Here is a 24334-nt window from a genome sequence, read left to right as displayed (position 1 = left end):
TAGCATCCACTGTACTCGATTCCCCTTTAGCAGCGTTGGTACCGATTCCAGAGCGTACAATGAGAAGGTTAAGGTTTGCTAATCGTGGAGAGTTTCTACCAATATGGCCGACGTGGGGGCAACGGGAGCCGAAATTCGGGCAACACGGATTGAGAAAGCCAAAACACTGCAAGCACAGGGCATGAACCCCTATGCCTATCGTTGGGAGCGCACCCATACTGCAGCAGTTCTGCAAGAAAAATATGCTCACTTGGCCGCTGGTGAAGCGGTGGGCGATCGCGTCAGTGTCGCCGGTCGGATTATGGCGCGGCGCGTCTTTGGCAAGCTGGCCTTTTTTACACTTCAGGACGACAGCGGCACAATTCAGCTTTACCTCGATAAGCAAACCATTAGCCAAGGCATGGGGGAAGCCGCCTTTGCCGATTTGAAACACCTGACGGATGTCGGCGATATCCTTGGCGCTGTGGGCACCCTCAAGCGCACAGAAAAGGGTGAACTCTCGGTTGTGGTGGAATCCTACACCATGCTCACGAAGTCATTGCTGCCTCTGCCGGACAAGTGGCACGGCCTCACGGATGTGGAAAAACGCTATCGTCAGCGCTATGTGGATCTCATTGTCAACCCCCACGTACGCGATACGTTCCGCAAGCGAGCACTGATCACCGCCGCCATTCGCCGCTACCTCAATGAACAAGGCTTTATTGAAATTGAAACGCCGGTGCTACAGGCGGAAGCCGGGGGAGCCGAGGCTCGTCCTTTCATTACCTATCACAACACGCTAGAGATGCAGCTTTATTTGCGCATTGCCACAGAACTGCACCTGAAGCGCCTGATTGTCGGTGGTTTTGAGAAGGTCTATGAACTGGGGCGCATCTTTCGCAATGAGGGCATCTCAACCAAGCACAACCCTGAATTTACGTCCATTGAGGTCTATCAGGCCTACGCCGACTACAACGATATGATGACGCTGACGGAGGCAATCATCACCACAGCAGCGATGGAGGTGTTGGGCACGCTCAAGATGACTTATCAAGGGGAAACGATTGATCTGACGCCGCCATGGCGACGGGTGACCATGCACGATGCAGTGTTGCAAGCCACTGGGATTGATTTTCGCCAATTGTGCGATCTAGCAGCGGCGAAGAAAGCAGCCCAAAAAGCAGGGGTAAAAGACTTAGACGCCTGTGACACGATTGGCCGAGTGCTTAACGAAGTGTTTGAGCAGACTGTTGAACCGACATTGATTCAACCCACCTTTGTTCTTGACTATCCTGTGGAGATTTCCCCCTTGGCCAAGCCCCACCGCAGCCAACCGGGACTGGTGGAGCGATTTGAATTATTTATCGTTGGTCGCGAACACGCCAATAGTTTTTCGGAGTTAACGGATCCATTGGATCAACGGCAACGCTTGGAGGAACAGGCACGGCGCAAAGCGGCTGGGGATTTGGAAGCCCACAGTGTTGATGAAGATTTCCTCACAGCTCTAGAGCATGGAATGCCACCCACAGGAGGCCTAGGGATTGGTATTGACCGCTTGGTGATGTTGCTGACGGATTCCCCCAGTATTCGCGATGTGATTGCTTTCCCACTGTTGCGTCCGGAATCGGCAAGTGGTCAAGTTTGATCCGTTTGCTAAAATCTTAAGCATATTTGCTGAATTCCTGATACTGAATGTCCACTGAATGGAGGCATGGCCAACAATGTCAGTGCAAACCATTGAAAAACCAGCAACCGTTCGCAAGTTGGCGCCCCGCTATCGTGTGCTCCTTCACAATGACAATGTCAATTCCATGGAGTATGTGGTGGAGGTATTGCTGAAGACGGTGCCGAGCCTCACCCAACCGCAAGCCGTGGATATCATGATGGAGGCGCACCTGACGGGGGTGGCCTTGGTGATCACCTGTGCCCTTGAGCATGCTGAATTTTATTGTGAAGGCCTGAAAATGGCAGGGCTGACGAGTACCATTGAACCGACTGAATAGGCCAATTTTCGCTCAATTTTGGCGGCAAATGATCCGCCGTCCCTTCTGGATTCGCATCGTTAGTTTTGCCCTAACGCTGGTGCTGCTGTGGCTGCCCATCGGTTTGAGCATCTATTTTCTCTGGGGAGAGGGCGGTGCTGCCAGCTTTGTCAATATGGGGCTGTTGTACCTCATCTTTATTCTCTTGCTGCGAGTCTGGGGACGGCGGGTACACCAACAGCGATCGCCCCTAGTGTTTTATGGCCTTAAGGGGGGGTGGAACTTTGGGCGGGATGCCCTGCTGGGCTGGCTGGCGGGGGTGTTTTTGGTTGCCCTGCTATTTCTCATCGAAGGACTCTTGGGCTGGGTAAGCTGGCAGGGGCTACCGGATCGCTTTGGGCTACTGCTGTTGGATGGCGTCCTCACCGGTGTTGCTGTGGGCTTTGCTGAGGAATTGTTGTTTCGCGGCTGGCTGTTGCAGGAGCTAGAGCTAGAGTACCAACCATGGTTTGCCTTGGTGCTCAATGGCCTGATCTTTGCCGCGTTGCACTATCTGCATCCCTTGGAGGTCATTTTGGCCACATGGCCGCAGTTTTTCGGCTTGGCACTGTTGGGCTGGATTCTTGGTTTGAGTAAATGGATCTTTGGCGGACGATTGGGCTTTCCCATGGGACTCCACGGTGGCTTGGTCTGGGCTTATTTTGGTGTCAACGTGGGCAAATTGGTGAGCTATACGGGGGTAGCGCCAGAGTGGCTAACCGGCATCAATGGCAACCCGATCGCTGGCCTGATGGGGGTAGGTCTTTTAATTTTGGTGGCTTTGGGGCTTAGCTACCGCGTCGCAACCGCACCATAAAAAAGCCATCCATATCGTGCCGTTGCGGCCACACGGTGATCCAGCCTTCGGGGGTAGCTTTGAGGGGAAAGGTTGGGGGTGGCGGCTCAATGTGCCACTGGGGATGGTGAGCTAAAAAGTGTTGAATCTGGGCTTCATTTTCGGCAGGTTCTAGGCTACAGGTGGCATAGACAAGCAAACCTTGGGGTTTCACCCACTGGCAAACATTGGCTAAGAGTTGAGCTTGCAGGGGCACTAGTTCAGCCAAGCGTGTTCTCAGGGGTTGCCAGCGGCTATCGGCATGGCGGTGGAGGGTACCTGTACCGGAGCAGGGCACATCTAAAAGAACGCGATCGCCCATCGCTGCAAAATCCCCTGCTGTTGAACTATCAAGGGTGTGAATTTCAATACTCTTCAGGCCGAGGCGATCGCGATTTTGCGCCAACTTCCGCAGGCGACTGGGGGTGCGATCGCAGGCAATGACGCGGCCTTGGTCAGCCATCAACTCAGCAATATGCGTGGTTTTACCCCCCGGGGCTGCACAGGCATCAATCACGACTTCACCGGGCTGCGGAGCCAGCAAATGACTGACCCACTGCGCTGCCCGATCCTGAACTGACCAGTGGCCTGCGGCATAACTAGGGAGTGACTGCATGGGTTGGCCACAGTGGGGCAGGACGAGTCCTTGGGGCAAGTCGGGAATCGGTTTGACGCCACAGCCTGCCGCCGCAAAGTCAGCCATCAGTTGGTTAGTCGTTGTCCGCAATGGATTGAGGCGCAGATCAAGGCGGGGGGGATGATTAAACCACTGACAGAGGGCAATACACTCCTGTTGTCCTAAACGCTCCAACCAAGATGCAATCAGCTCATCGGGAAAGCTATAGCGACATCCCAGTTGGGAGACCAAGGGCAGGGGAGCAATGAGAGCCTCAAGGGGATCGGTGGTGGAGCGGCTGTAACGGCGCAAGACCCCATTCACCAGTTTGGCAAAGCCGCCTAAACCCATCTCTTTGACCAGTTCAACACTGGTGTCCACGGCAGCATGGGGGGGAACGCGATCCAGATAGCGCAATTGGTAGAGGCCAAGGCGCAACACTAACTGTACCTTCAAGGGCGGCAGTCGCTGACAAAACCCCTGAACAAGGGTATCTAGGGTGCGCTGTTGGCGGATAGTCCCATAGACCAGTTCAGTGATCAGGGCGCGATCGCCTTCCTTGAGAGACCGCTGCTGCAACACCTGATGAAGTGCCACATCGGCATAGGCTCCCTTGGCCACCCGTTCTAGGGCATCGAGGGCAAGACGCCGCGCACTTAGTTCCACGCCGATTGTTCAATCATTTCCCGCTGTTCACTGGTGGCGATCGGCCATTCGGGGTTGTCACCGCCAATGACAAGCGTTTTTAAGGGTACATAGTCCTCACTGAATTGATTGAGGGCATTAATCAGGACATCCAAGGCTAAAGCGTCACTGGTGCCCAAGTCAAACCAGCAGCGTGCCCAGCGATCGTTGTATTCAAACTCGCCCATATTGTGCATCACGGCCATCATCGAACTGTCAGCCTGGGCGCGATCGTACTCTAGGTAACTGAGGTCTAACCCCGTTTCCTGGACTTGGAGATTCTCAGCATTGAATCCCCCCAGCTTCCCGAGGAAAAACCACGAGTTAAACACTTCCTCAAGGTACTGCTGCTCAACGGATGAAGGCGGTGCGGCAAATTCCACCCAAATCCATAAATCAAAGGGATCGACCTCACGAAAGATCACATTCATACCCCAGCCCCCAGTAAGCCTTTCTGGAATGCAGGCCGTTGTTGCAAGCGAGCCACGTAGTCCGCCACTGCAGGATAGGGACTCAAATCCACCTGAAAGAGCATCTGTAGATAGGCCAGCACTGACCCGAGGGCGACATCGGCAACGGAAAAGTCATTGCCGAGAATGTAGGATTGCCCCATGAGGGCGGTCTCAATGCCTTTGAGTAGTCGCGGCAGCTGGCGATCGCGCGTTTCAGGCGGAAACATTGCCTGTGTCAAGGTGGAATTGGCAAACAGCACCCACTGATAAACTTGGGCAGCGGCAGCCGCATCCTTGGGTAATTTACCGTGAACTTGGGCAAGATAAAGCAAAATCGCCCCCGATTCCCAGAGCACGACATCCCCATCAACAATCACAGGCACTTTACCCATGGGGTTGAGTTTGAGAAAGTCGGGCTGATGTTGCTCCCCGGCTTGTAGATCCATCAGCACAAATTCATAGGGAATTCCCAATTCTTCTAAATACCAGCGAACAATACTGGCGCGGGATTTAGCACCACCATAGAGCTTTAGCATAGGTCAGTTGCAGCGATCGACGTGTCAATGAAATCTAAATCATTTTTATTATGCGCTTTGATTAGCCTCAAAATAATTTCCCGGCTCGCCGTCCTCAACGCCAAAGCAGATGCAGCGGCCATTCAGCCACTATTTCCGCCAACTGTTCATTGGAGTGTTGACCACAGGGCAGTACCCCCAGCACGGGCACTTGGGTAAAACGGCTGAGAAATTCTGGTGGTGTCCACTGCACAATATCCGTGTCGCTACAGGGGGTGACACAGTTGAGAATCAGACCGCGAATGTCCAGCTTGTACTGCCGTGCAAGGGCAATATTGGCCACAATTTGGGCGATCGCCCCCAAGCGCACCGTTGCCACCAAGACAATGGGCAACTTCCAAGCGGCTGCCAAGTCCGCCACCGTCCACTCCCAAGTCATGGGCGACCCTAGACCGCCAATCCCTTCCACTAAAAGGTAATCAAATCGCTGCTGAAGCTGCTGGTAGGTGTGCCACACAGGGGCTAAATCAATCGTGCGCTGTTCCAACTCAGCGGCAATGGGAGGCGCAAGGGGTGCTGCAAAACTGAGGGGACACACTTCACTGGCGGTTTGTTGCAGAGGCAGAGTTTGGCAGTAGTAGTCACCGTCTCCGATTTCGACCGCAGTACCGCTCTGCATTGGTTTGAGAATGCCCCAGCGTTCTTGGGGACGATAGCGATGGGCGTAAGACCACAGTGCCCGCGTGATCATCGTTTTGCCCACACCGGTATCCACACCCGTAATCAGTAGGGACTGGCAATGCTGAGAAATAGTGACGCCCCCCTAACGCGAAAATGCTCAATCATTATATCTATTTCATTAAATGTGACGGCAAAATAATGTTGGGCAATATTGGTCGCAAGTCATCCACAGACACAGGGCCAAAGTTCATAATGGTTGGGTATTCAAGGGTGAAGTCCACGAGGGTTCCCCGCCGTCCATAGGCACAGCGCCCCCCATCCACAATCAGCGGCACTTGCTCGCCATAGTATTTTTGGGCGTCCTCAAAGCTGACAATGAGTTCCGTCCCCACTTTCACCGTTGCTGCCACCAAAAAGAAGGGCAAGGCACCCACGAGATCGTAGATAAAGCGATCGGGACAAGCGAGATAGACACAATCAAAACCCTGCGTAATTTGTGGGTCTAGGTGGGGCTTGCCCTTGACAATCATAGTGACGGGGTAGGGAAAGTGAGCCAGCAGGGTTTTTGCCTCTTGGGAGAGGTCTGCCACTTCAGCCGCGCGATCGCCCCGGGTGAGAATGGCTAAGGGCTGTTCCGTACTAAAGTGCTTGAGACGACGCAGCTTCGCGATCGCCCTTGGACTCGTGCCGTTGACGACAAAGCTATAGACCGTGGCCATGGGCAGAATAATGACATGATCCTGCTGCAAGTGGGTTTGAATGGTTTGAAAGCTGCGAGTATCAGCGGGGAGCGATCGCGCCAAGGTGGTCATGTTTGGTACTCCGAAAATCATTAGGCAGTAAATGCGCCCTTGATCTCTAGTCTATGCTCAATAGGTTTTAGGGGGAGTTGAGAATAGATTGCGTTTAATGATGAGTCTGATAAGCATGATCGCAAGCGGTGCAGTTTCAACTACCCTAGGAAATAGTCCTTAATGAGTGTATGCCGCGCAACCATGGCCGAGACCTTAATGTTTAATGCCCTTCGTGCTGCCATTGATGAAGAAATGGAGCGTGACCCCACAGTGTTTGTGCTGGGGGAAGATGTGGGACATTATGGCGGCTCCTACAAAGTCACCAAAGACCTCTACAAAAAGTATGGTGAACTGCGTCTATTGGATACCCCCATTGCTGAAAATAGCTTTACCGGCATGGCGATCGGGGCAGCAATGACCGGCTTGCGTCCCATTGTCGAGGGCATGAACATGGGCTTTTTGCTCTTGGCCTTCAATCAAATCGCCAACAATGCTGGCATGCTGCGCTACACCTCTGGCGGCAACTTTAAAATTCCGATTGTGATTCGCGGTCCCGGCGGTGTTGGCCGGCAATTGGGGGCAGAGCACTCGCAGCGTCTTGAAGCCTACTTTCAAGCAGTCCCCGGATTAAAAATTGTTGCCTGCTCAACCCCCTACAACGCCAAGGGCTTGCTCAAATCGGCGATTCGTGATCCCAACCCAGTGCTGTTCTTTGAGCATGTACTCCTGTACAACCTCAAGGAAGACCTTCCCGAAGAGGAATACCTGCTGCCCCTCAATAAAGCTGAGATTGTCCGCAGTGGCGAAGATGTTACCATTTTGACCTACTCGCGGATGCGCCACCATGTGCTGCAAGCGGTGAAAACCCTTGAAAAAGAGGGCTACGACCCCGAAGTGATTGACCTAATTTCCCTAAAGCCTTTGGACTTTGAGACAATTGGTGCCTCGGTTCGTAAAACGCATCGGGTGGTGATTGTCGAAGAGTGCATGAAAACCGGTGGCATTGGGGCTGAGCTTTCGGCCTCGATTATGGAACGCTACTTTGACGAACTGGATGCCCCTGTGGTCCGCCTTTCCTCCCAAGATATTCCCACCCCCTACAACGGCACGCTAGAGAATCTCACAATTGTGCAACCGCCCCAAATTGTAGCGGCCGTGCAGCAGCTGGTGCAGGGACAGGTCTAACCATGGGTAAATATCGCGGCTGGTTAATTGTCATTTTGGTCTTGCTGATGGCCGCCACGTGGGTGATTGTGCGCACACCGGCGCGGCTGGGCTTAGATCTGCGGGGGGGTGCCCAACTGACGCTGCAAGTGCAAACCACGGACAAGGTACCCCAAATTACGCCCCAAGTGCTGGCGGCAGTGCAAGGGGTGGTGCAACGGCGGATTGATGGCTTGGGTGTTGCCGAAGCTGTGGTGCAAACTGCTGGGGATGACAAGCTCTTGGTGCAATTGCCGGGGGTCACCGATCCTCAGCAGGCGGAACGGATTCTCAAGGGGACGGCACAACTGCTCTTTGCCGCCCAGAAGCCGGGCACAGAGACCCAATTGCAAATTGAGCGGCAACTTCAGTCGCAACTGCTCTTGGAACAGGCGCAACTCTTGGCGGAGCAGGCTCAAAATGCCAATCATCCTGATGCCCTGAAGGAGATTGAGGCAAAGCTGGCCAAAAACCGTGAATCCCTTGAAAAAAGCCAGCAGGCGATCGCCCGCCTCTTCACGCCCTCGGATTTGACAGGCGCAATGCTCAGGGAAGCCTTTGCCAGTCCCGTCGCCCCGGGATCCCCGAACTGGAGTGTGATTGTCCGTTTTGACAGCCAAGGGGCTGAACTTTTTGCCCAACTGACCAAGGAGATTGCTGGCACGGGGCGCAGCCTGGGGATTTTTCTTGACGATCGCCTGATTAGTGCGCCAACGGTGGCGGTGGAATATGCAGAAACAGGGATTGTTGGCGGCAGTGCAGAGATTTCCGGTGGCTTCACTGCCCAAACTGCCAATGATTTAGCCATTCAGTTACAAGGGGGGGCGCTGCCCGTTCCCCTCGAGGTGGTGGAAAACCGCACGGTGGGGGCTTCGCTGGGTCAAGATAGCATTCGCGATAGCCTCTATGCCGGTTTGGCGGGCTTGGTGCTGGTGCTGATCTTTATGGTGGCCTACTACCGCCTGCCGGGATTGATTGCCGATATTGCCCTGATTCTCTACGCCATCTTTACCTACGCGGCGTTTCTGCTGTTTGGGGTGACGCTGACACTGCCGGGGATTGCGGGCTTTATTCTCAGTATTGGTATGGCGGTGGATGCCAATGTGCTGATTTTTGAGCGCACCCGCGAGGAATTACGGGCAGGCAAAACCCTCTACCGTTCCGTTGAATCGGGGTTCGATCGCGCCTTTGCCAGTATTCTCGATAGCAATGTCACCACCTTGATTGCCTGTGCTGCCCTCTTTGCCTTGGGGACAGGGTTTGTGCGCGGTTTTGCCGTGACCCTTGCCATCGGGATCGGCATTAGTATGTTTACGGCGCTGACCTGTAGTCGCACGTTCTTGTTTTACGCCATTAGCATTCCCAGTCTGCGTCAGCCCAATTGGTTCTGTCCAAAACTGGAGAGCTTTCGATGAGCTTTAGTGTCAATCGCCAGCGATCGCTCTGGTGGGGGTTATCCTTAGTAGTCATTCTCAGTGGCCTTGTGGCAATGGCCATCTCTTGGGTGTCCCTAGGGAGTCCCCTGCGCTTGGGCTTGGATTTTATCGGTGGCACACGGCTGCAATTTGAACTGGCCTGTAGCGCTACGCAGACCTGTTCTCAGCCGATTGATATTGATGCGGTGCGTCAAGTGCTTAATCAGCAAGGCCTAGGCAACAGCAGTCTGCAAATTATTGATCAGTACGGGGTGAGTATTCGGACGGTACCCCTCGATGTGGATCAGCGCACTCGCCTCAGTGCTGCCCTCACGCAGAAAATTGGTGACTTTGACCCCCAGAAAACGCAGATTGAGACCGTTGGCCCTACCCTTGGCGAAGAAATCCTGCGATCGGGGTTGCTGGCGCTCTTGGTGTCGTTTATTGGCATTACGATCTATCTCACGCTGCGTTTTCAGTTTGACTATGCCTGTTTTGCCCTTGTCGCCCTTGTCCACGATGTGTTGGTGACCACGGGGGTGTTTGCCATTTTGGGACTCGTGGCAGGGGTGGAAATTGATAGCCTCTTTATTGTGGCGCTGCTCACGATCATTGGTTTTTCTGTGAACGATACGGTGGTGATCTACGATCGCGTGCGGGAAACCCTGAAGCTCAACCCAGAGCTTGGCATTAAAGAGGTGGTGGATCAGGCGGTTGTGCAAACCCTTGGCCGCTCGATTAATACCACCCTAACGACCCTACTGCCCCTGATTACGATCTTCATCTTTGGCGGTGACACGCTGCGCTACTTTGCCCTAGCGCTGATCATTGGTTTCACGACGGGGGCTTATTCCAGTATTTTTATTGCCAGTACCCTCCTTGCTTGGTGGCGCGATCGCCAGCCGCCTCGTCCCGCCACGAATACACTGGAGACAACGCCTACGCCCTAACTGGTTGTGCTCATTCCCCTCACCCAAGAAAAAGTCCGTCAATTGGTGCCACTGGTGGCCACGGGTTCCCAGTATCGCTATGTTTGGGGCAAACTTCAGGACTTTCTACGACGCTTAACCTTCTCTGTGGTGGCGGTGGCCATTGTTGCTTTTGGTTTGAATTTTTTAGGGGATAGCACCCAACTGGTTTTGGGTCTGATTGCAGGTCTCTATTGGCTCTGGGCACCGGCAGTGTTGGCCTCATTTCGCAATCGTCGCCATCGGCGGTTTCCCTATGGGGGTTTTTGGCGCGGGCGCGTCTTGGATGTCTATGTCACCGAAGAGCTAATTGGTAAAGAGGAAACCGTTGACGACAAGGGGCAATTGGTGATCATTGAGAACCGTGAACGCTGCTTGAATCTGGAGATTGGTGATAAAACCGGCTTTGAAACCAGAGTGCAGGCCAAGTTACTGCGTCAACATCGAGGGATTCGCCCCGGCGATGCAGCGGAAATGCTGGTTCTCTCCCGTCGTCCTGATCTGGCAGAGATTGAACTGATTTCTGAAGTTTTCCTGCCCCGCCATCGCCTCTGGATTGGCACCTACCCCATTTTGCAGCGGGATGCCTTTATTGATCTCTCAGAAACACTGCGGCGCAAAGCGCGTTCAAAAGCCCCTCGGCGATCGCCCCGACCACGACGTTCCAGCCTGTGATACCTTAAAGGAAAGAAATAAAAGTTAACAATTCCTGATATTCCCTTGACTGCTCTTACCTCCCCCTCGGTTTTTCCTGCGCTGCGCCTTGGCTCGCGGCTAGCTTGGTTCCTTTTTGGCTTTGCTGCCTTCTTGGTGTCGGTTCCCGTGTTTATTGAAGCGCCCCTCGTGCGGACACAGCCTTGGCTGAGTTTGGCTCTGACGCCGCTGCTTCTAGGTCTTAGTTTCTATCTCCAACGCCAACCCCACTGCCGCTATTGGGGGGAGATGCTCTATGGATTTAGCTGGTGCTGGGGGGCAGGGTCGCTCTACTGGGGATGGTTGCGCTGGGAACCCCTGTGGCACTTGCCCATTGAGGCGCTCCCCATTCCGCTCATGCTCTGGCACCTACGGCAGCGGCAGCAACTGGTGGGGGTGTTCTTTTTTTTGGGATCTTTTCTGGGCACCGCCGTCACCGATGCCTACTTTTACCTGATTGATGTGATCCCCCATTGGCGAGCCATCATGTACCTTGAAGGGGATGTGATTTCCGTTCAGGAGATGCTGGCACAGGCGATCGCCCAAGCCCAGACCTTTAGTGGCCAAGTGTGGGGGGTTCTCTTGAGCCTGAGTTTGCTCCTCATTGGTTTGCTGCCCCTCTTTGAATCCCAGATTCGTCGTGGCTATCCCGCTGTTTTGCCTGTGTGGGGATTTATGGGCGCTGTCTTGAGTACGCTCGTTGTTGATGGTCTCTTTGGCCTCACCATTGGTTTATTATCCTTGAGTTAAGACAGTTCTCTCTAAAACCATCAGAGAGGGATTGAGCGCCAGTCATGGGGGTTATTGCTCACCTTTGCTTAACGGGGTCGGCCTTTCTCTTTGCCCTTGAGGGCTATTATCGGCTGAAGTTAAAGGCAATGAAGGTGGCCAACCCTAGCTCTATTCGTGAGTTACAGCAATGCCAGCAACAGGTGGCTCAGGAAATCGGTAGCGGCAGTTGGCGCGAGTACGTGCAGGTGGTTGGCCAAGTCACCACGTCTCAACCCTTGCTCTCGGAAGTGAAGCGTATTCCCTGTGTTTATTACAAAACAATCATCAGCCGCGAGTATGAAAAAGAGGGGAGCGATCGCCACAATCGTCGAGAACGCCAGTCGGAAATTATTGGGCGCCATGAGCAGTCAACCCTATTTTTTCTGCGAGATCATCAGGGGGAAATTGAGGTAAACCCCCTCGGTGCCGAGATTGAAGCAATGCAGGTCTTAGACGAACTGCGGCCTGCGGATAAACCCCATTCCTTTGCCTTTTCCTTGGGGTTCTTGTCATTGAATTGGCGCTTTGGTAGCACGACGACGCTGGGTTATCGCTATCAGGAGTGGGTGCTGCCCTTGGGGCAACCTGTTTCAGTGGTGGGCATGGCCTCGGATCAGGGGGGGGTACTCCGCCTGCAAAAGCCACAAAAGCGGGGACAAAAATTCATCATTTCCCTGAGTGTTGAGGATCAACTTAGCCAGCAGTACAAGCGGCAAAAACGGAAAATGACCTATGCGTCCCTCAGTGCTGCCCTCTGTGGTGTCTGTGGTTTAGTCTTGGCCTTGTTGTAGGCTGGGCTTAGTCCGGTTCTTGCTTGGGGTTTTTAGGTTGTACCCAGATGATCCGCCGCTGATTGGCAGCAATTAAATTGGCCTCCTCTTGGGCAATGCGCTGCCGTGCTTGGGGTTGGCGATCGCGCTCCTGTTCCAGTTGCAATTCCTTAACTCGTGCCTCCAGCTGCGCCACTTCTGCTTCGAGGGCATGGAGCTTTTGCAGTTGACTGAGTTGATAGGGCACCAGCTTGGCGATCGCCCCTAGGGCAAAGGCGAGCAGGATCAGATTCACTGCAATTTTGGCACCCGCTTCCCAAGCGATCGCAGGAATTTTTCGAGGAGAGTGAACCATGACTAAACCATGAACGGCGAGTTGTCTATCAGTATAAAAAGAAAAAAGCGACCCCTTTGTCTTACCGACAACATCGGGAACCGCCTGATAAATTTTAGTTTGGAGAAATGACGTTATGCAGCCAGTTAGCGATGACAGGTGCAACTACTTGTACAACTCAGTGGACAGCCGAAATGCCAACACCGCAGGTAGCAGCGCAATCACAAGGGCAACGTAAACTTGGGTATCGGTCAGCGCCATGAACAACTCCTTTGTGGAATAACAGTCGCGATCAAGTGCTGTATTTATTACTCCATAGGCGCTTACCTTTGGCAACGCTTGCTCATAGTTTGTAACATTTCGCAGCTAGGTTTCCGGGGTCACCCTAGGACGCCAGTGGGGCAGCCGTCGCAGGAGAGTCAGCATCGAGAGTCCCGTGGCCAGAAGTGTCAACAAACTCAGACCCACCAAAAGAACATAGAAGGGACGCCCCACCTCGCCCCAATAGGTTCCCTGATGCAGGCTCAGGAAAATCGCCGCCTGTTCTTTGGAGAGGCCAAACCAGTTGCGGCCAAGGCGATAGGCCATTCCCGTCGTGGCACTCACAAGCAAGGGCAATGCTGCAATGGCAGCCAAAAGATGATGCAGCCGCCGTGCTGACCACTGCGCCGGGAGCGATCGCCCCCACAGGAGAGCCAAACCCGTGGCAATGATTCCCAGCAACCCCAGACCAATGACCAACACATAGAGCGGCACGCCCCATTCCCCCAGATAGCGGCCTTCATGAAGGGTCATCATTGCTCGCCCAAAGTCTTTAGATAGCCCAAACCAACTGCGCCCAAGACGATGGGCGATTCCCGTTGTGGCTGAAATTAATAGGGGTAGGGCAAAGATCACCACAAGGAATTGATGCCCCTGACTGCTGATCTTGGCAAGACGCTGTTTCAGAGCACTCATCGTTCCACCTTCATTGGTAAGGGAATCGTCAGTGTAAAAGCCGTACCGCGATCGCCCTCGTAGGGACTCGTGACCCGCAGACTGAGGCCATAGGGACGCAGCAAATCTTGAGCGATCGCCAACCCCAGACCACTGCCCTCAATCCCACTGTCGGCTTGAATCCCGCGGTAGCCCCGTTCAAAGAGCCGTGACTGCACCTCCAAAGGAATCCCACAGCCGGTATCCCAAACGGTTAATTCTAAGACTGCGGGCGTGAGGGTCAAGCGCAAACCAATGGTGCCGCCTTTGGGGGTGTACTTAAAGGCATTATCCAGCAGATTGCCCACAACCTCCTGAAGCACCCGTTCCTCTAGCCAGATGGGCGGCAGTTGGGGCGGTCTCTCCACGACAAAGGTTTTGCCCTCCATTTCCGCACGGGCTTGGGCGGCGGTGATCAGCGGTGAGAGGGTTTCAGCTAGATCAAGGGGTTTACCCGCAAGGGGTAGGGGCTGGCTGCCCGTGAGGGCGGGAATCTCGTTGCGCTGTTGGCGATAGTCCTCCAACAATGCCATGAGCCGCTCTGTTTCCTTGGCAATGCCTTCGGCGAGAGGGCGCCCCTGGTGATCAGGTTCCAACCGTTTGAGCAGAAGCTTGACAAAGGTGCGAATGGCGGCCACGGGATTGCGCAGTTGATGGAGCAGGTCATCAAAGCGCTGTTGCTGTTGATCCAGTGGGTTGGCAGGGGAGTGGCTGAGCCATTGTTGCCGTTGATCCAAGACGCAGGCGATCGCCAGTGTTTGCGCCACCTGTTGCAATTGTGCCTGCTCTGCCGCCAGCCAAGGACGGTGTTGCCGCTGCGCCACCAGTACCCCCAAGACCCAATTTTGGTACATCAGGGGCAGGATCAGTTGATTGGCCAAGGACGAAACGACCTGTTGAGGGCGATAGCTTAACGGGGTCTCTGCTGCTTGGGTTGGCGGTGGCAGTGTTGGGGGAATTGGTAAGCTCAGGGCTGCTGCTGCCTCTGGATAGACAGCAACGGGAGACCACGAGGGGGAGTCGTTGAGCGTTTCACTCAGATAGACCGCCAGCGAAGAGGCACCCAAGCTATTGACAACAAGTTCTAATTGGGCACGACAGAGGGCAGCAAATTCTTCACTGGCTGGCCAGAGCATCTAGGTAGTCCCCCCGGAGTGACTCAACGCTTGCGGGAGCAGCGCTTGAAAGTCACCACTCCCCCTTGTATATTCTTCCAGCAATTGCTTTTCAAGGGGAAGGAGGTTGGGGTCGGGGTCAGCGTCCTGTTCTTTGAGGGTTTCTTCAATGAGTCCCATCTGCTCCTCTGCTTCAGCAAGGGCACTGAACAGTTCTTCATTGATGGGGGCATTGCCATTTTGACTCACGAGCAACTGGTAGCGATCGCGCAGATCGTTGAGTTCCCGCTGCATCGCCTCTTTTTCAGCCGTGAGCTGCTCTGTCATTTGTTTGTAATATTTGAACGCCATCAGAAAAGGAACAAGCTTCTCCCGCAGCGTCATGTGGTCAATATCAAGTTTGGTATAGCGTTCTGCCAGTTGGCTATAGGCTTGGCACAGACGTAGGTAACGTTGGCTGAGATTATCCATAGGTTATCTAAAGAAGTGGCTGTTGACGCGCTATCCCCTATCATAAACGGGCAGCCCATTGGTCACCATTGTCGCAGCTTCACAAATTGAAACAATGTAAAATAGGTTACAAAATTTCGAGTCTCAACTTACTAGTGATATAATTTCTTAGTTATTTCACATAAGAGTACTACGCAGAAGTGTTGAATTCTGCAACGAAACTTGATATTCTAAGTGACCAGTAGCTCTGGCGGCCAATCAAGGCTCCAATGCCCTATCGAGCAGCGACGACTGAGTTCCAGTTGCAAATATTGCAACTCGTCCAATAGCTTCTTCCCAAAGTATTCAGGATCACTCAATCGTTCATTACAAGCCCTCCACTGAGTCGGCATAACTATAGAGTTCAATCCCTAGCGCCTCAGCCACAGGTCGTGCACGCGGATCAACCATTGGCGAGATCACAATTTTGCGGTCAATTTGGCGCTGGTGATGCTGCGCATAGAAATTTACCTTACGGTCAAAAATATACATCCCTGCCTTATCAATAGAAGATTTGATTTCACAGGCAATGGTTAAGCCATTTTTGATAATCAAGTCTAGCTCTACTTGATCAGGGCGGCCAAAGACTTCACCCTCATGGTCGTAGAGGGTTAAGTTCAAAACTTCAACCCCAAAGGATTCCGTCAAAATGCCAGCGAGGGCGTTGCGAAAGCTGGTTTCTGAAGCAATTCCCCAGCGAGCACCAAGGGCGCCAATTGTATTGTCAAACCGCTTGTCAAGACGCCGAATCTCTGCAAGTTGCTCATGCCACTTGCGGTCTTGCTCTTCCCAACGCTTGGCCTGTTCTTGCCAGCGGCGATCCTGTTCTTCCCAACGCCGAACCTGTTCTTGCCACTTGCGGTCTTGCTCTTCCCAACGCTTGGCCTGCTCTTGCCAGCGGCGTGACTGTTCTTCCCAACGCCGAACCTGTTCTTGCCACTTGCGGTCTTGCTCTTCCCAACGCTTGGCCTGTTCTTGCCAGCGGCGATCCTGTTCTTGCCACTTGCGGTTCTGTTCTTCCCAACGCTTGGCCTGTTCCTCGCGATCGCGCTGTAGTTCCGTGAGGATACGGTCAAACTTGATATCTGCCTCACGGCGAGGCAAAGAAACGTCCAAGACCGTGCGCAGGATGAAATCTCTCAAGCTGGGGTCTTGAGCCACAAGCTGCGGTAGCTCACGCTGAATGAGCGCAATAATTTCTTCTCGCTCCATTAAAACTGGCTATTATGAGATGACCTGTAACCCCATTCTAAAGATTTCCGCTTCAAAAGGATGACTACACCCTCCCTGCTATCTTTAAGTCTATTTCGGCTGATCTTGCATCATAGCTCCCGCTTCAGGTTCTGGTCGGTCGTACATAGTGGGGAGTCAAAGGGGCTACTTCTCAAATGAACTATATCTACTTCATTAAATGGGAGGGCAAAATAATATGGGGCAAGATGGGTCGTAAGTCATCCACCGATACAGGACCAAAGTTCATGATTGTTGGGTATGCCAGCGTAAAGTCCACGAGTGTGCCCCGCCGCCCATAGCGACAGCGGCCGCCATCCACAATCAGCGGTACCTGCTCGCCGTAGTATTTTTGGGCATCCTCAAAGTTGACAATCAGTTCCGTTCCCACCTTGACCGTTGCTGCCACTAAAAAGAAGGGCAAAGCCCCCACTAGATCGTAAATGAACTGGTCGGGACAGGCCAGATAAACACAGTTAAACCCCTGCATAATTTGTGGATCGAGGTGGGGTTTACCCTTGACAATCATGGTCACAGGATAGGGAAAGTGATCCACCATGGTTTTAGCATCTCGAGAGAGTTCTGCCACTTCAGCAGCGCGATCGCTCCGCGTGAGAATAGCCAGAGGTTGCTCTGTACTAAAGTGTTTGAGACGGCGTAGGTTCGCTATTGCCCTTGGGCTGGTGCCATTCACCACAAAGCTATAGACGGTAGCCATGGGCAAAATAATCACTTCTTCTTGCTGTAAATAGCGCTCAATAGTGGCAAAGCTAGTGGGATGGGCAGCTAGCGATCGCGCTAAGGGGGTCATGGTGCGTACTCCAGAACCAGTGAAAAGCTATTGTTTCTTGATCTTGAGCCTACACCCTATGACCTTTAGAGGGAATTGAGGAAAGATAAGATGTGATGATGAGACGGATAAGGCGATCGCAGGGAGTGCAGTTTCAATTACCCTAGAAAACTGAAACAATGTAAAATAGGTTACAAAACTTTTAGGTGGCTCGTGATCCCCGGCTGACGAGAGCCAGTGCCCAGATGGCCATCGGTCGCAGGTACATACAGGCACGGAACGTCCCATTGGCCGTAATCGCCTCCGGTGTACGAAATTGCAAACCATTGTCGTAGATTTGCCGTACCACCACCTCGGCTAAGCGCCATGCTTCGCGGGTCATACCCCGCAGCCACAAAAAGGCGGCCAAGCCAAAGTTAATCCCTGTCCAGACTTCAAGGGGATGGGTAGCGTAGGGGTTTTCGGGTTGACCATTGGGCAATAAACCGTTGGCGGCACCCAACTGGCCATTGTGAAATTCGAGAAAACAGATGTCGTAGATTTTTCGCAGGGTGCGATCGCAACAGTCTGGGGGCACAATATCCGCCAAACCCAAGAGTTGGGCATAGAACTGACCGCAGAGCTGATCCGCCATGATCACATCGGAACCACTGCCGGTATCGAGACGATAGTACTCGCCATTCCACAGCAGTTGATGGTAGCGGGGGCGAGCTTGCTTGAGCCACTGGCGGTAGGTCTCCACCTGCGGTTGTTGGAGAATCGTGCCGAGGGCGATCGCTGCCTCGAGGGCTGCCAACCACAAGCCACCACAGTAGGCACTGACCCCCTGTAGCTTCCAGTCATCGTAGGTTTGATCCGGGGCACCGCCATTTTCTGGCAGGCCATCGCCATCGCGATCAAATTGTTTCAAATAGGCCAAGGCCGCCACCACTGCCGGCCAGCATTCGCGCGCAAACTCGAGATCCGTCTGCCCAGTAAACAAAAAGTCGCGATAGACCAAAAGGACAAAGTCAGAAGCTAAATCCTTCCAAAGATTGCAGTCCTGATAAGCAGTGTAGTTCGTCCTTTCCCAAGGATGCTCATTGGGCGCACCGAGATCGTGGGGTACAGCATTGGCCAGTTTGCGAGGGGCTTTGTAGGCGGTTTCGGGGTCACCGCGATAGAAGTAGCCAATGATTCTCCGGGTGGGATCAGCGGTGGGAATCGCCCGCGCAAAGGCACGCATTACGGATTTTTCCAGTTCTGGCCACAGTTGCAGCAGGGCAAAGGAGCCATAGAGCCGCACATCCAGACTTTCATACCAGCGGTAGTCAAGGCATTCTAGAACGGCGAACTGCCCCACGGGGTCGCGATCGCTGGCGGTACTCCAAAGCGTTCCACCACTACTGAGGACGTACAGCTCATTGCACAGAGCCATCTTGAACCAGTCGGGCCAATCGGGGTGGGTGAGAATTGGCGCTTGCCAAGTGCGAATCTGCTGTTGCCATTCCTTGTAATGCTCTAGGCCACGGGCGGCAAGGGTGATAGCATTGGTGCCACTGCGATCGCAAAAATCCGTGTAGCGACGGTAATAGATCACGCCCTTACCAAACTCAGTCACAGGAAAGTCCCACGCCAAGACCACGGGAATTTGTTTTGTTTGCCTAGGTGCCAAGGCAAAGCGCACCGCAAAGGCGGCGGCCACCTGTTCTCCCGCTGCCGCTGGGGTTGGATCATTGACAATTGGTAGGGAACCATCCCCCGAAAATGATTGCCACAGTTGTGCCCCATCCCCCTCTGGCTGCCAGCGACTACAGCCAAAAAACTCACCAAGGCCTGTGGGAACCAATGCTGCCCATTCACCATCGCCTTCTTGGGGTGGGTTCGGGTGGGGCGTACGGCGCAGTCGCCAACCTTGGTAGGACTCCGTTTGAATCAGTTCATTAAAATTGCCGTCACTTTGACCCCAAGGGGGCATGTAGGTATAGACGGGGCTGCCATCATCGCGGATTTCAATGGCAGAGGAAGGGGTGGTATTGCGAAACCAACCGACGGTATTTTGCCACGAGAACATCAAGCTGAGGGTGAGGGGCTGATCCGTGGGATTGCTAAACGTCCACAGAAACACTGCCACGGGGTAACTGGTTTCTTGGTAGTTGTGGGGCAGAATCGGTGAAAACTGTTCGCAGGTGATCTCAGCCTTAAAGACCCCCTCATAGACAAACCAACTGCGGGGATAGCGGGCAGCGTAGATACCTTTGCCAGCCGGATACCATTGCCAAGTGCTGAGGCGGCCATCGCTAGGGGGAGTCCCTAGGGCATAGGCCTGTGTCTGCTCTCCCTGCTCAAAAAGACTAAATTGACAGGCCGCTAGGGTGCCAAAAATGTGCTCTCCGCCGTCAATATGCCAGAAATTAAAATCCCCAGCAGAAGAACGGCCAATGCAACCTGCGCCAAACCCCCCCAGCGGCATGCCATGCCAAGGGCCATCGTCTAAATTGCTGGCATAGCGAACGCGGTAGGGATTTTCCCAGCCTTGGGCGATCGCCCGTGTCCAGGTACAGTTGGCAAATTCAATCACACCCTTTCTGAAGACCTGTCTGATCCAGAATACCCTTTTAGCGCTGCACCGTCACTTGGCACTTGGCACAAAGACCGAAAAACTCAAGGGTATGGTAGAAAATCTCAAAATGGTAGGACTGTTGTAGCTCAGCTTCTAAGTGCTGGACTGGGCAGCAGTTAATCTGAATCGATGCCCCACAGTGCAAACAGGTGAGGTAGTGTTGATCCTGCTGCACGAGGCTATAGACCAATTCGCCACTGGGCAACGCCCGTGCTTGCACCTCACCATTGATGCGCAGACTATCGAGGGTGCGATAAACCGTTGCCAGTCCTAGGGGAGTTTGCCGCTGCCGTAGTTCCAAAAATAGTTCCTGTGCCGAGAGCGCTCGGCCACTGGCTCTAAGGGCATCGAGAATAATGACTTGGCTACGGGTGCGTCGCGGCGGCATAGCAATAAGACAACATTACCTTGATTTTACCGTTCCGCTCCGGTGGCAGATGGCAAAAAATAGCAATCATCCCATCCCACGCATTTTCACCAAGGTCAACATCCCGCAGATCGCAGTGATAGGTAGTAATGGCGACTCCCCGTTCTTGAGCAAGGCGCTGGGCTTTCGCCAGTCCTAGGCATTCACAGCCGTGACGGCATATCCCTGCTGAGCAAGATAGACGGCATTACGCCCTTCCCCTTCGACGAGGGAGAGAATTTGCCCTTGGGGCACAAAGTCATGGGCATGGGCTTTGAGGAAATCGTTTGGCTCTGTGCCGTAGAAATAAGTGTCTCCTTGAAAGGGAGTGTCCCACATCAATTATGAGTTCTTTCCCAAAACGCCAGCAATTAAGTAAAGGGAGCCACAGACCACACAGCGATCGCCTGCCCTATCGAGTGCCTCAGTCACCTCCTTAAAAAGACGGCATTCCCCTAACTCAGGGCAACAGGTGTAGGCAAGTGCCTTCAAGTCCTCTAAGTCAGCGCTAGCGTGATCCAGTACGGGTACCAACCACAGGCGATCGCCCCCTCGCAGGAGATGTTTGAGAATCCCCTCATGATCCTTATTGGCGAGCATCCCCACCACCCATGTCACCTCTGTCCAGCCCAGTTGATCCACGTATTGCCGTAGGTAGGCGGCGGCAGGAGTATTGTGGGCACCATCAATGAGCAGTTTGCGCCCTTGCCACTGTAACCATTGCAGTCGTCCCGGCCAGCGGGTTTGTGCCATTCCCTGTTGAATCGCTTCTCGGGAAATCTGCCAGCCTTGAGATTGTAACTGTTGTAGCGTGGCGATCGCGATCGCTGAATTGACCAACTGCATTTCTCCAGCCAAGGGCAAGGGGTACTCCATCCCCCTCCAAATCGCCCATCCCGGCCGCTTTGCACACCACTGGGCTGGTTCTGGCCAGATCGCTGGGCACCCCAAAGCTTCCAAACGCTGCGCAATCACCGCCTCTGCCTCGGGGGGAACAGGGCCAATGACGGCTGGCACGCCCGGCTTGAGAATACCTGCTTTTTCGCCAGCGATCGCCCCCAAGGTATTGCCCAACCGCTGCCAATGATCCCAACCGATGGAGGTAATCACACTCACCAAAGGGGGCTGACATACATTGGTGGCATCCAAGCGCCCCCCCAAGCCCACCTCTATCACCGCCACATCCACCCGCTGCTGGGCAAAATACAACCATGCCGCCGCCGTGATCACTTCAAACTGACTGGGGGGATAAGCCACCTGTGGCAGTACCGCTTCAATGTGTTGAATCAAGGTCAAAAAGACCTCAGGGGCAATGGGTTCACCATCGACACAAATGCGCTCACACCAACTCAACAGATGGGGTGAAGTATAACGTCCCGTGCGATAGCCCGCCGCCCGCAAAACACTATCCAAATAGGCACACACCGACCCTTTGCCATTTGTCCCCGCAACGTGGATCAAGGGCACCTGTAACTGGGGAGACCCCAAAGCACTCAGCAGCGCTTGGATGGGTTCAAGGCCAAGGCGCACCCCAAAGCGGGCGTAGGGACTTAGCGCCGCCGTCAGCGGATCACTCACAGCCTGATTGAAGCAGATTAGCGGGGTTCGCGGCGACCATTGCGCCATGTGGCCACAATGCGGGAGCCATCCGGTAGCGTAAAGACCCCCTGTCCTTCAAATAAGCCATTGCGAAACTGTCCGGCATAGCTTGTGCCATCTCCGAAGGAGAGCGTTCCAGTTCCATGATACTTGCCCGCTAGAAACTGCCCCTCATAGCGGGTACCGTCGGGAAAGGTGAGCACCCCCTCCCCATGGTATTGACCATTGAGAAACGTGCCCTCGTAGCGTTGACCATTGGCCAGTTGGAGAGTGCCCTTGCCATTGAAGATGCCATCCACAAACCCCCCTTCGTAGCGTCCCCCATCGGCATAGGTGAGCACCCCCTGACCGTGGTAGCGGCCATTGCGAAATTCCCCTTCATAGCGGTTGCCATTGGCCATTGTGAGGATACCTTGGCCATTAAAGCGACCATTGAGCAATTCCCCTTTGTAGGTGCTGCCGTCGGGAAGTGTCATGGTAACATCCCCGGTGACACGCCGCCCTTCATAGACGGCAATTTGGGCAGTTACAGGAGCTAAGTGCAGGGTTGCACATCCTAAACCAACAAGGCAAGAACTCATCACCCAGCGGTAAATAACAGCAGGATTTGGGTTGTACAGATGAGTCATTACTGGACACTCCACAAGGGTGGACAATTGCAACTTCTCTAACTGGCACAGCTTGTCTCCTATGCAAACTTGGGGAGGAAACTCAAAGCTTTGTCTTGGAATCGGTCTCTGTGCCTGCAGCACTTTGAATAAGCAAGTCCTCAGGAGGGTGGTCAAACACTCTCTTGCGAGACGCAAAGGGTGGTATAGTGCTCCCTTGATAGCGTCTTGAGCAAAATCTTGATTGCAAGGATGTCCTCAAGCGCCCTCCCAACCCCCTGAGTGGGGCAGATAAATCTCTATGAAAGGGGGAAGGAGAATGTACCTCACTGGCAGTTAAAGCAGGGATGAGGGAGAATTGGACATGCAGCTCTCAAGAGGCTGGCTTTCCGAAGGGCGCAGGGTTTTGTTTGGGGAGCGGAAGGTTGTGGATGGGCTGAAACGGCTCTTGGGCAGGGGTCACTCCTTGGGGTTGACCCTAGTATTGACATTGGGGGCGTTGCTGGTTCTCAGCCCCCTACTGGTGGTGCTCTGTACGTCGGGCTGGCCACCGGGAACCCTACCTACCCAATTGTTGCCACCCCAAGGCTGGACATGGCAGAGCTATCAGGCAGCATGGCAGGAGGGACACTTTATCTTGGCCTTTGCCAACTCAACGTTTGTGGCTTTAGCGGTAACGGCGCTCCAGTTGGTGACCTCAGCCCTAGCGGGTTACGCCCTTGCGCGACTTTCGTTTCCGGGGCAACAGACGATTTTGCTGCTGATGCTGGCAACCCTAGTGATCCCATTTCAACTTTTGGTGATCCCAATTTTCCTCATCCTCAAGGCGGGTCATCTGATCAATACCTATGGCGCCTTGATCTTGCCGACGGCGGCCAATGGCTTTGGCGTCTTTTTGATGCGGCAGTTTTTTCTCACATTGCCCGTTGCCCTTGAGGAGGCAGCCCTCTTGGATGGGGCAAATCGCTGGCAAGTCCTCTGGCATATTCTCTTGCCCCTGAGCCGACCGGCCTTGGTCACACTCTTTATCTTTACCTTTATTGGGGAGTGGAATGACCTCTTTAAGCCCTTGGTCTTTACCACTAAGCCAGAACTGATCACAGTGCAGCTTTCCTTGGCCAGTTTTCAGGAGCAGTTCACCAATGATTGGCCGTTGATGATGGCGGCGGCGGTGATTGCCACTGTGCCGGTGATGATTTTGTTTATTTTGGGTCAGCGGCAACTGATTCGCGGCATTGCCACGACGGGACTAAAGAGCTAAAGTTCCGTTCGGAAAACCGTACTGCAACAGGAGTTGCGATCGCCAACCGTCTCTCGCTACATTAGCACTCGAAGGGTGAGAGTGCTAAACAACTGCAAGTGATGCTCTTGCCCCCCAAAAACTGCGCGATGAGCCGTGCAGTGAGTGCTATCAATCCATACTCTTACAATTGGGAGAACAGTACGCTATGGCAGCCGTATCTCTAAGCGTTTCAACTGTGAAGCCGTTGGGCGATCGCATTTTTGTCAAAGTCAGCGAAAGTGAAGAACGTACCGCAGGGGGGATTCTCCTGCCCGACAATGCCCGTGAAAAACCCCAAGTGGGCGAAGTGACCGCCGTCGGTCCTGGCAAACTCACTGAAGACGGCAAGCGTCAGCCCATGGATGTGAAAGTGGGGGACAAAGTGCTGTACTCCAAATATGCCGGTACTGAAGTGAAACTGGCGGGCGAAGACTACGTTCTCCTCTCGGAAAAAGACATCTTGGCCATTGTTGGCTAAGTCGCTGACACTCCTTACATTTCTGTGCG

At 53.8% G+C, this 24334-nt stretch carries 28 protein-coding genes; 11 read left to right on the top strand and 17 right to left on the bottom strand.

The features are described 5' to 3' along the window. Positions 1-103: 103 nt before the first annotated feature. The 3 genes from lysS (at position 104) to RHK62_RS03850 (ending at position 2817) form a co-directional block, all read left to right on the top strand. Positions 104-1624 carry a lysine--tRNA ligase gene (lysS, locus tag RHK62_RS03860; protein WP_310453295.1) on the top strand — a complete coding sequence of 507 codons (1521 nt, stop codon included), beginning with the start codon at positions 104-106 and terminating at the stop codon, positions 1622-1624. Between the two features lie 76 nt (positions 1625-1700). Continuing rightward, positions 1701-1982: an ATP-dependent Clp protease adapter ClpS gene (clpS, locus tag RHK62_RS03855; RefSeq protein ID WP_024123996.1), complete on the top strand. Its 282-nt coding sequence runs from the start codon at positions 1701-1703 to the stop codon at positions 1980-1982. Positions 1983-2010: 28 nt separating this feature from the next. Beyond that, positions 2011-2817 carry a type II CAAX endopeptidase family protein gene (locus tag RHK62_RS03850; protein WP_310453294.1) on the top strand — a complete coding sequence of 269 codons (807 nt, stop codon included), beginning with the start codon at positions 2011-2013 and terminating at the stop codon, positions 2815-2817. Here RHK62_RS03850 and RHK62_RS03845 read toward each other — a convergent pair. From RHK62_RS03845 to RHK62_RS03825, 5 genes are all read right to left on the bottom strand, one after another. Further along, complete coding sequence (locus tag RHK62_RS03845) at positions 2789-4117, bottom strand: 16S rRNA (cytosine(967)-C(5))-methyltransferase (protein ID WP_310453293.1); 1329 nt, start codon at positions 4115-4117, stop codon at positions 2789-2791. The two genes, RHK62_RS03850 and RHK62_RS03845, sit on opposite strands and share 29 nt — an antisense overlap. Then, on the bottom strand, positions 4108-4566 hold the full coding sequence (locus RHK62_RS03840) for a DUF3531 family protein (protein ID WP_149820062.1): 459 nt from the start codon (positions 4564-4566) through the stop codon (positions 4108-4110). Before RHK62_RS03840 ends, RHK62_RS03845 begins: the two co-directional genes overlap by 10 nt. After that, positions 4563-5123, bottom strand: a complete 561-nt coding sequence (locus RHK62_RS03835) for a glutathione S-transferase family protein (RefSeq protein WP_302678942.1) — start codon at positions 5121-5123, stop codon at positions 4563-4565. Before RHK62_RS03835 ends, RHK62_RS03840 begins: the two co-directional genes overlap by 4 nt. 94 nt (positions 5124-5217) lie before the next feature. Beyond that, entirely contained in the window at positions 5218-5913 is a 696-nt protein-coding gene (gene bioD / locus RHK62_RS03830) for a dethiobiotin synthase (RefSeq protein WP_315862915.1), read from the bottom strand. 40 nt (positions 5914-5953) lie between these two features. Continuing rightward, complete coding sequence (locus RHK62_RS03825) at positions 5954-6595, bottom strand: L-threonylcarbamoyladenylate synthase (RefSeq protein WP_302678944.1); 642 nt, start codon at positions 6593-6595, stop codon at positions 5954-5956. 183 nt (positions 6596-6778) lie between these two features. On the opposite strand from RHK62_RS03825, the gene RHK62_RS03820 reads away from it, so the two are divergent. The 6 genes from RHK62_RS03820 to RHK62_RS03795 are packed head-to-tail and all read left to right on the top strand — an operon-like array spanning position 6779 to position 12418. After that, on the top strand, positions 6779-7762 hold the full coding sequence (locus tag RHK62_RS03820; protein ID WP_206201610.1) for an alpha-ketoacid dehydrogenase subunit beta: 984 nt from the start codon (positions 6779-6781) through the stop codon (positions 7760-7762). A 2-nt stretch (positions 7763-7764) separates the two neighbouring features. Next, entirely contained in the window at positions 7765-9195 is a 1431-nt protein-coding gene (gene secD / locus RHK62_RS03815) for a protein translocase subunit SecD (RefSeq protein WP_206201206.1), read from the top strand. Continuing rightward, positions 9192-10145 carry a protein translocase subunit SecF gene (gene secF, locus RHK62_RS03810; RefSeq protein WP_310453292.1) on the top strand — a complete coding sequence of 318 codons (954 nt, stop codon included), beginning with the start codon at positions 9192-9194 and terminating at the stop codon, positions 10143-10145. The genes secD and secF overlap by 4 nt, the downstream gene beginning before the upstream one ends. Before the next feature lie 6 nt (positions 10146-10151). Beyond that, on the top strand, positions 10152-10838 hold the full coding sequence (locus tag RHK62_RS03805; protein WP_286625396.1) for a phosphate ABC transporter permease: 687 nt from the start codon (positions 10152-10154) through the stop codon (positions 10836-10838). Between the two features lie 45 nt (positions 10839-10883). After that, on the top strand, positions 10884-11606 hold the full coding sequence (locus RHK62_RS03800) for a DUF3120 domain-containing protein (protein WP_310453291.1): 723 nt from the start codon (positions 10884-10886) through the stop codon (positions 11604-11606). Positions 11607-11650: 44 nt separating this feature from the next. Beyond that, positions 11651-12418, top strand: a complete 768-nt coding sequence (locus RHK62_RS03795; protein WP_206201209.1) for an E3 ubiquitin ligase family protein — start codon at positions 11651-11653, stop codon at positions 12416-12418. Positions 12419-12425: 7 nt separating this feature from the next. Here RHK62_RS03795 and RHK62_RS03790 read toward each other — a convergent pair whose 3' ends face one another. The 12 genes from RHK62_RS03790 to RHK62_RS03735 all read right to left on the bottom strand — a co-directional run bounded on the left by RHK62_RS03790 (position 12426) and on the right by RHK62_RS03735 (position 22566). Then, positions 12426-12752 (bottom strand): hypothetical protein, encoded by a 327-nt coding sequence (locus tag RHK62_RS03790; RefSeq protein ID WP_149820046.1) that lies wholly within the window; start codon positions 12750-12752, stop codon positions 12426-12428. Positions 12753-12896: 144 nt separating this feature from the next. Further along, entirely contained in the window at positions 12897-12992 is a 96-nt protein-coding gene (psaM, locus tag RHK62_RS03785) for a photosystem I reaction center subunit XII (protein WP_011056052.1), read from the bottom strand. Between the two features lie 105 nt (positions 12993-13097). Next, positions 13098-13688 carry a PepSY domain-containing protein gene (locus tag RHK62_RS03780; RefSeq protein ID WP_206201210.1) on the bottom strand — a complete coding sequence of 197 codons (591 nt, stop codon included), beginning with the start codon at positions 13686-13688 and terminating at the stop codon, positions 13098-13100. Further along, complete coding sequence (locus RHK62_RS03775) at positions 13685-14842, bottom strand: HAMP domain-containing sensor histidine kinase (protein ID WP_206201211.1); 1158 nt, start codon at positions 14840-14842, stop codon at positions 13685-13687. The genes RHK62_RS03780 and RHK62_RS03775 overlap by 4 nt, the downstream gene beginning before the upstream one ends. Then, on the bottom strand, positions 14843-15292 hold the full coding sequence (locus RHK62_RS03770) for a hypothetical protein (protein WP_206201212.1): 450 nt from the start codon (positions 15290-15292) through the stop codon (positions 14843-14845). A gap of 345 nt (positions 15293-15637) precedes the next feature. After that, complete coding sequence (locus RHK62_RS03765; protein WP_310453290.1) at positions 15638-16522, bottom strand: DUF3782 domain-containing protein; 885 nt, start codon at positions 16520-16522, stop codon at positions 15638-15640. Between the two features lie 187 nt (positions 16523-16709). Then, positions 16710-17351, bottom strand: a complete 642-nt coding sequence (locus RHK62_RS03760; protein WP_206201215.1) for an L-threonylcarbamoyladenylate synthase — start codon at positions 17349-17351, stop codon at positions 16710-16712. Between the two features lie 181 nt (positions 17352-17532). Next, complete coding sequence (locus tag RHK62_RS03755; protein ID WP_302678946.1) at positions 17533-19890, bottom strand: GH116 family glycosyl hydrolase; 2358 nt, start codon at positions 19888-19890, stop codon at positions 17533-17535. A 37-nt stretch (positions 19891-19927) separates the two neighbouring features. Next, positions 19928-20320 carry a Fur family transcriptional regulator gene (locus RHK62_RS03750; protein WP_206201216.1) on the bottom strand — a complete coding sequence of 131 codons (393 nt, stop codon included), beginning with the start codon at positions 20318-20320 and terminating at the stop codon, positions 19928-19930. 174 nt (positions 20321-20494) lie between these two features. Next, positions 20495-20677, bottom strand: coding sequence for a hypothetical protein (locus RHK62_RS03745; protein ID WP_302678947.1), 183 nt, complete (start codon positions 20675-20677; stop codon positions 20495-20497). A gap of 3 nt (positions 20678-20680) precedes the next feature. Further along, positions 20681-21964, bottom strand: a complete 1284-nt coding sequence (locus tag RHK62_RS03740) for a bifunctional folylpolyglutamate synthase/dihydrofolate synthase (protein WP_399377950.1) — start codon at positions 21962-21964, stop codon at positions 20681-20683. Beyond that, the gene (locus tag RHK62_RS03735) at positions 21934-22566 is read right to left on the bottom strand and encodes an MORN repeat-containing protein (protein WP_206201218.1); all 633 of its coding nucleotides are present in this window, start codon (positions 22564-22566) and stop codon (positions 21934-21936) included. The genes RHK62_RS03740 and RHK62_RS03735 overlap by 31 nt, the downstream gene beginning before the upstream one ends. A gap of 415 nt (positions 22567-22981) precedes the next feature. On the opposite strand from RHK62_RS03735, the gene RHK62_RS03730 reads away from it, so the two are divergent. Together RHK62_RS03730 and groES are read left to right on the top strand one after the other, a co-directional pair. After that, a complete protein-coding gene (locus tag RHK62_RS03730; protein ID WP_315862916.1) occupies positions 22982-23806 on the top strand; it encodes a carbohydrate ABC transporter permease in 825 nt (274 codons plus the stop codon). Positions 23807-23993: 187 nt separating this feature from the next. Further along, positions 23994-24305: a co-chaperone GroES gene (groES, locus tag RHK62_RS03725; protein ID WP_149820030.1), complete on the top strand. Its 312-nt coding sequence runs from the start codon at positions 23994-23996 to the stop codon at positions 24303-24305. Positions 24306-24334 lie beyond the last annotated feature (29 nt).

The sequence above is a fragment of the Thermosynechococcus sp. HY213 genome (assembly GCF_031460975.1).
Taxonomy (GTDB): domain Bacteria; phylum Cyanobacteriota; class Cyanobacteriia; order Thermosynechococcales; family Thermosynechococcaceae; genus Thermosynechococcus.
Note: the sequence above shows the minus strand (reverse complement) of the source record. Positions and strands in the feature narration are given on the sequence as shown.

What these genes read in the sequence shown, in the direction of transcription:
- lysS (WP_310453295.1), top strand. Translation starts at nt 104, where the DNA reads ATGGCCGACGTGGGGGCAACGGGAGCCGAAATTCGGGCAACACGGATT.
- clpS (WP_024123996.1), top strand. Translation starts at nt 1,701, where the DNA reads ATGTCAGTGCAAACCATTGAAAAACCAGCAACCGTTCGCAAGTTGGCG.
- RHK62_RS03850 (WP_310453294.1), top strand. Translation starts at nt 2,011, where the DNA reads ATGATCCGCCGTCCCTTCTGGATTCGCATCGTTAGTTTTGCCCTAACG.
- RHK62_RS03840 (WP_149820062.1), bottom strand. Translation starts at nt 4,566, where the DNA reads ATGAATGTGATCTTTCGTGAGGTCGATCCCTTTGATTTATGGATTTGG.
- RHK62_RS03835 (WP_302678942.1), bottom strand. Translation starts at nt 5,123, where the DNA reads ATGCTAAAGCTCTATGGTGGTGCTAAATCCCGCGCCAGTATTGTTCGC.
- RHK62_RS03825 (WP_302678944.1), bottom strand. Translation starts at nt 6,595, where the DNA reads ATGACCACCTTGGCGCGATCGCTCCCCGCTGATACTCGCAGCTTTCAA.
- RHK62_RS03820 (WP_206201610.1), top strand. Translation starts at nt 6,779, where the DNA reads ATGGCCGAGACCTTAATGTTTAATGCCCTTCGTGCTGCCATTGATGAA.
- secD (WP_206201206.1), top strand. Translation starts at nt 7,765, where the DNA reads ATGGGTAAATATCGCGGCTGGTTAATTGTCATTTTGGTCTTGCTGATG.
- secF (WP_310453292.1), top strand. Translation starts at nt 9,192, where the DNA reads ATGAGCTTTAGTGTCAATCGCCAGCGATCGCTCTGGTGGGGGTTATCC.
- RHK62_RS03795 (WP_206201209.1), top strand. Translation starts at nt 11,651, where the DNA reads ATGGGGGTTATTGCTCACCTTTGCTTAACGGGGTCGGCCTTTCTCTTT.
- RHK62_RS03790 (WP_149820046.1), bottom strand. Translation starts at nt 12,752, where the DNA reads ATGGTTCACTCTCCTCGAAAAATTCCTGCGATCGCTTGGGAAGCGGGT.
- psaM (WP_011056052.1), bottom strand. Translation starts at nt 12,992, where the DNA reads ATGGCGCTGACCGATACCCAAGTTTACGTTGCCCTTGTGATTGCGCTG.
- RHK62_RS03780 (WP_206201210.1), bottom strand. Translation starts at nt 13,688, where the DNA reads ATGAGTGCTCTGAAACAGCGTCTTGCCAAGATCAGCAGTCAGGGGCAT.
- RHK62_RS03775 (WP_206201211.1), bottom strand. Translation starts at nt 14,842, where the DNA reads ATGCTCTGGCCAGCCAGTGAAGAATTTGCTGCCCTCTGTCGTGCCCAA.
- RHK62_RS03770 (WP_206201212.1), bottom strand. Translation starts at nt 15,292, where the DNA reads ATGGATAATCTCAGCCAACGTTACCTACGTCTGTGCCAAGCCTATAGC.
- RHK62_RS03765 (WP_310453290.1), bottom strand. Translation starts at nt 16,522, where the DNA reads ATGGAGCGAGAAGAAATTATTGCGCTCATTCAGCGTGAGCTACCGCAG.
- RHK62_RS03760 (WP_206201215.1), bottom strand. Translation starts at nt 17,351, where the DNA reads ATGACCCCCTTAGCGCGATCGCTAGCTGCCCATCCCACTAGCTTTGCC.
- RHK62_RS03750 (WP_206201216.1), bottom strand. Translation starts at nt 20,320, where the DNA reads ATGCCGCCGCGACGCACCCGTAGCCAAGTCATTATTCTCGATGCCCTT.
- RHK62_RS03745 (WP_302678947.1), bottom strand. Translation starts at nt 20,677, where the DNA reads ATGTGGGACACTCCCTTTCAAGGAGACACTTATTTCTACGGCACAGAG.
- RHK62_RS03740 (WP_399377950.1), bottom strand. Translation starts at nt 21,964, where the DNA reads ATGGCGCAATGGTCGCCGCGAACCCCGCTAATCTGCTTCAATCAGGCT.
- RHK62_RS03735 (WP_206201218.1), bottom strand. Translation starts at nt 22,566, where the DNA reads ATGACTCATCTGTACAACCCAAATCCTGCTGTTATTTACCGCTGGGTG.
- groES (WP_149820030.1), top strand. Translation starts at nt 23,994, where the DNA reads ATGGCAGCCGTATCTCTAAGCGTTTCAACTGTGAAGCCGTTGGGCGAT.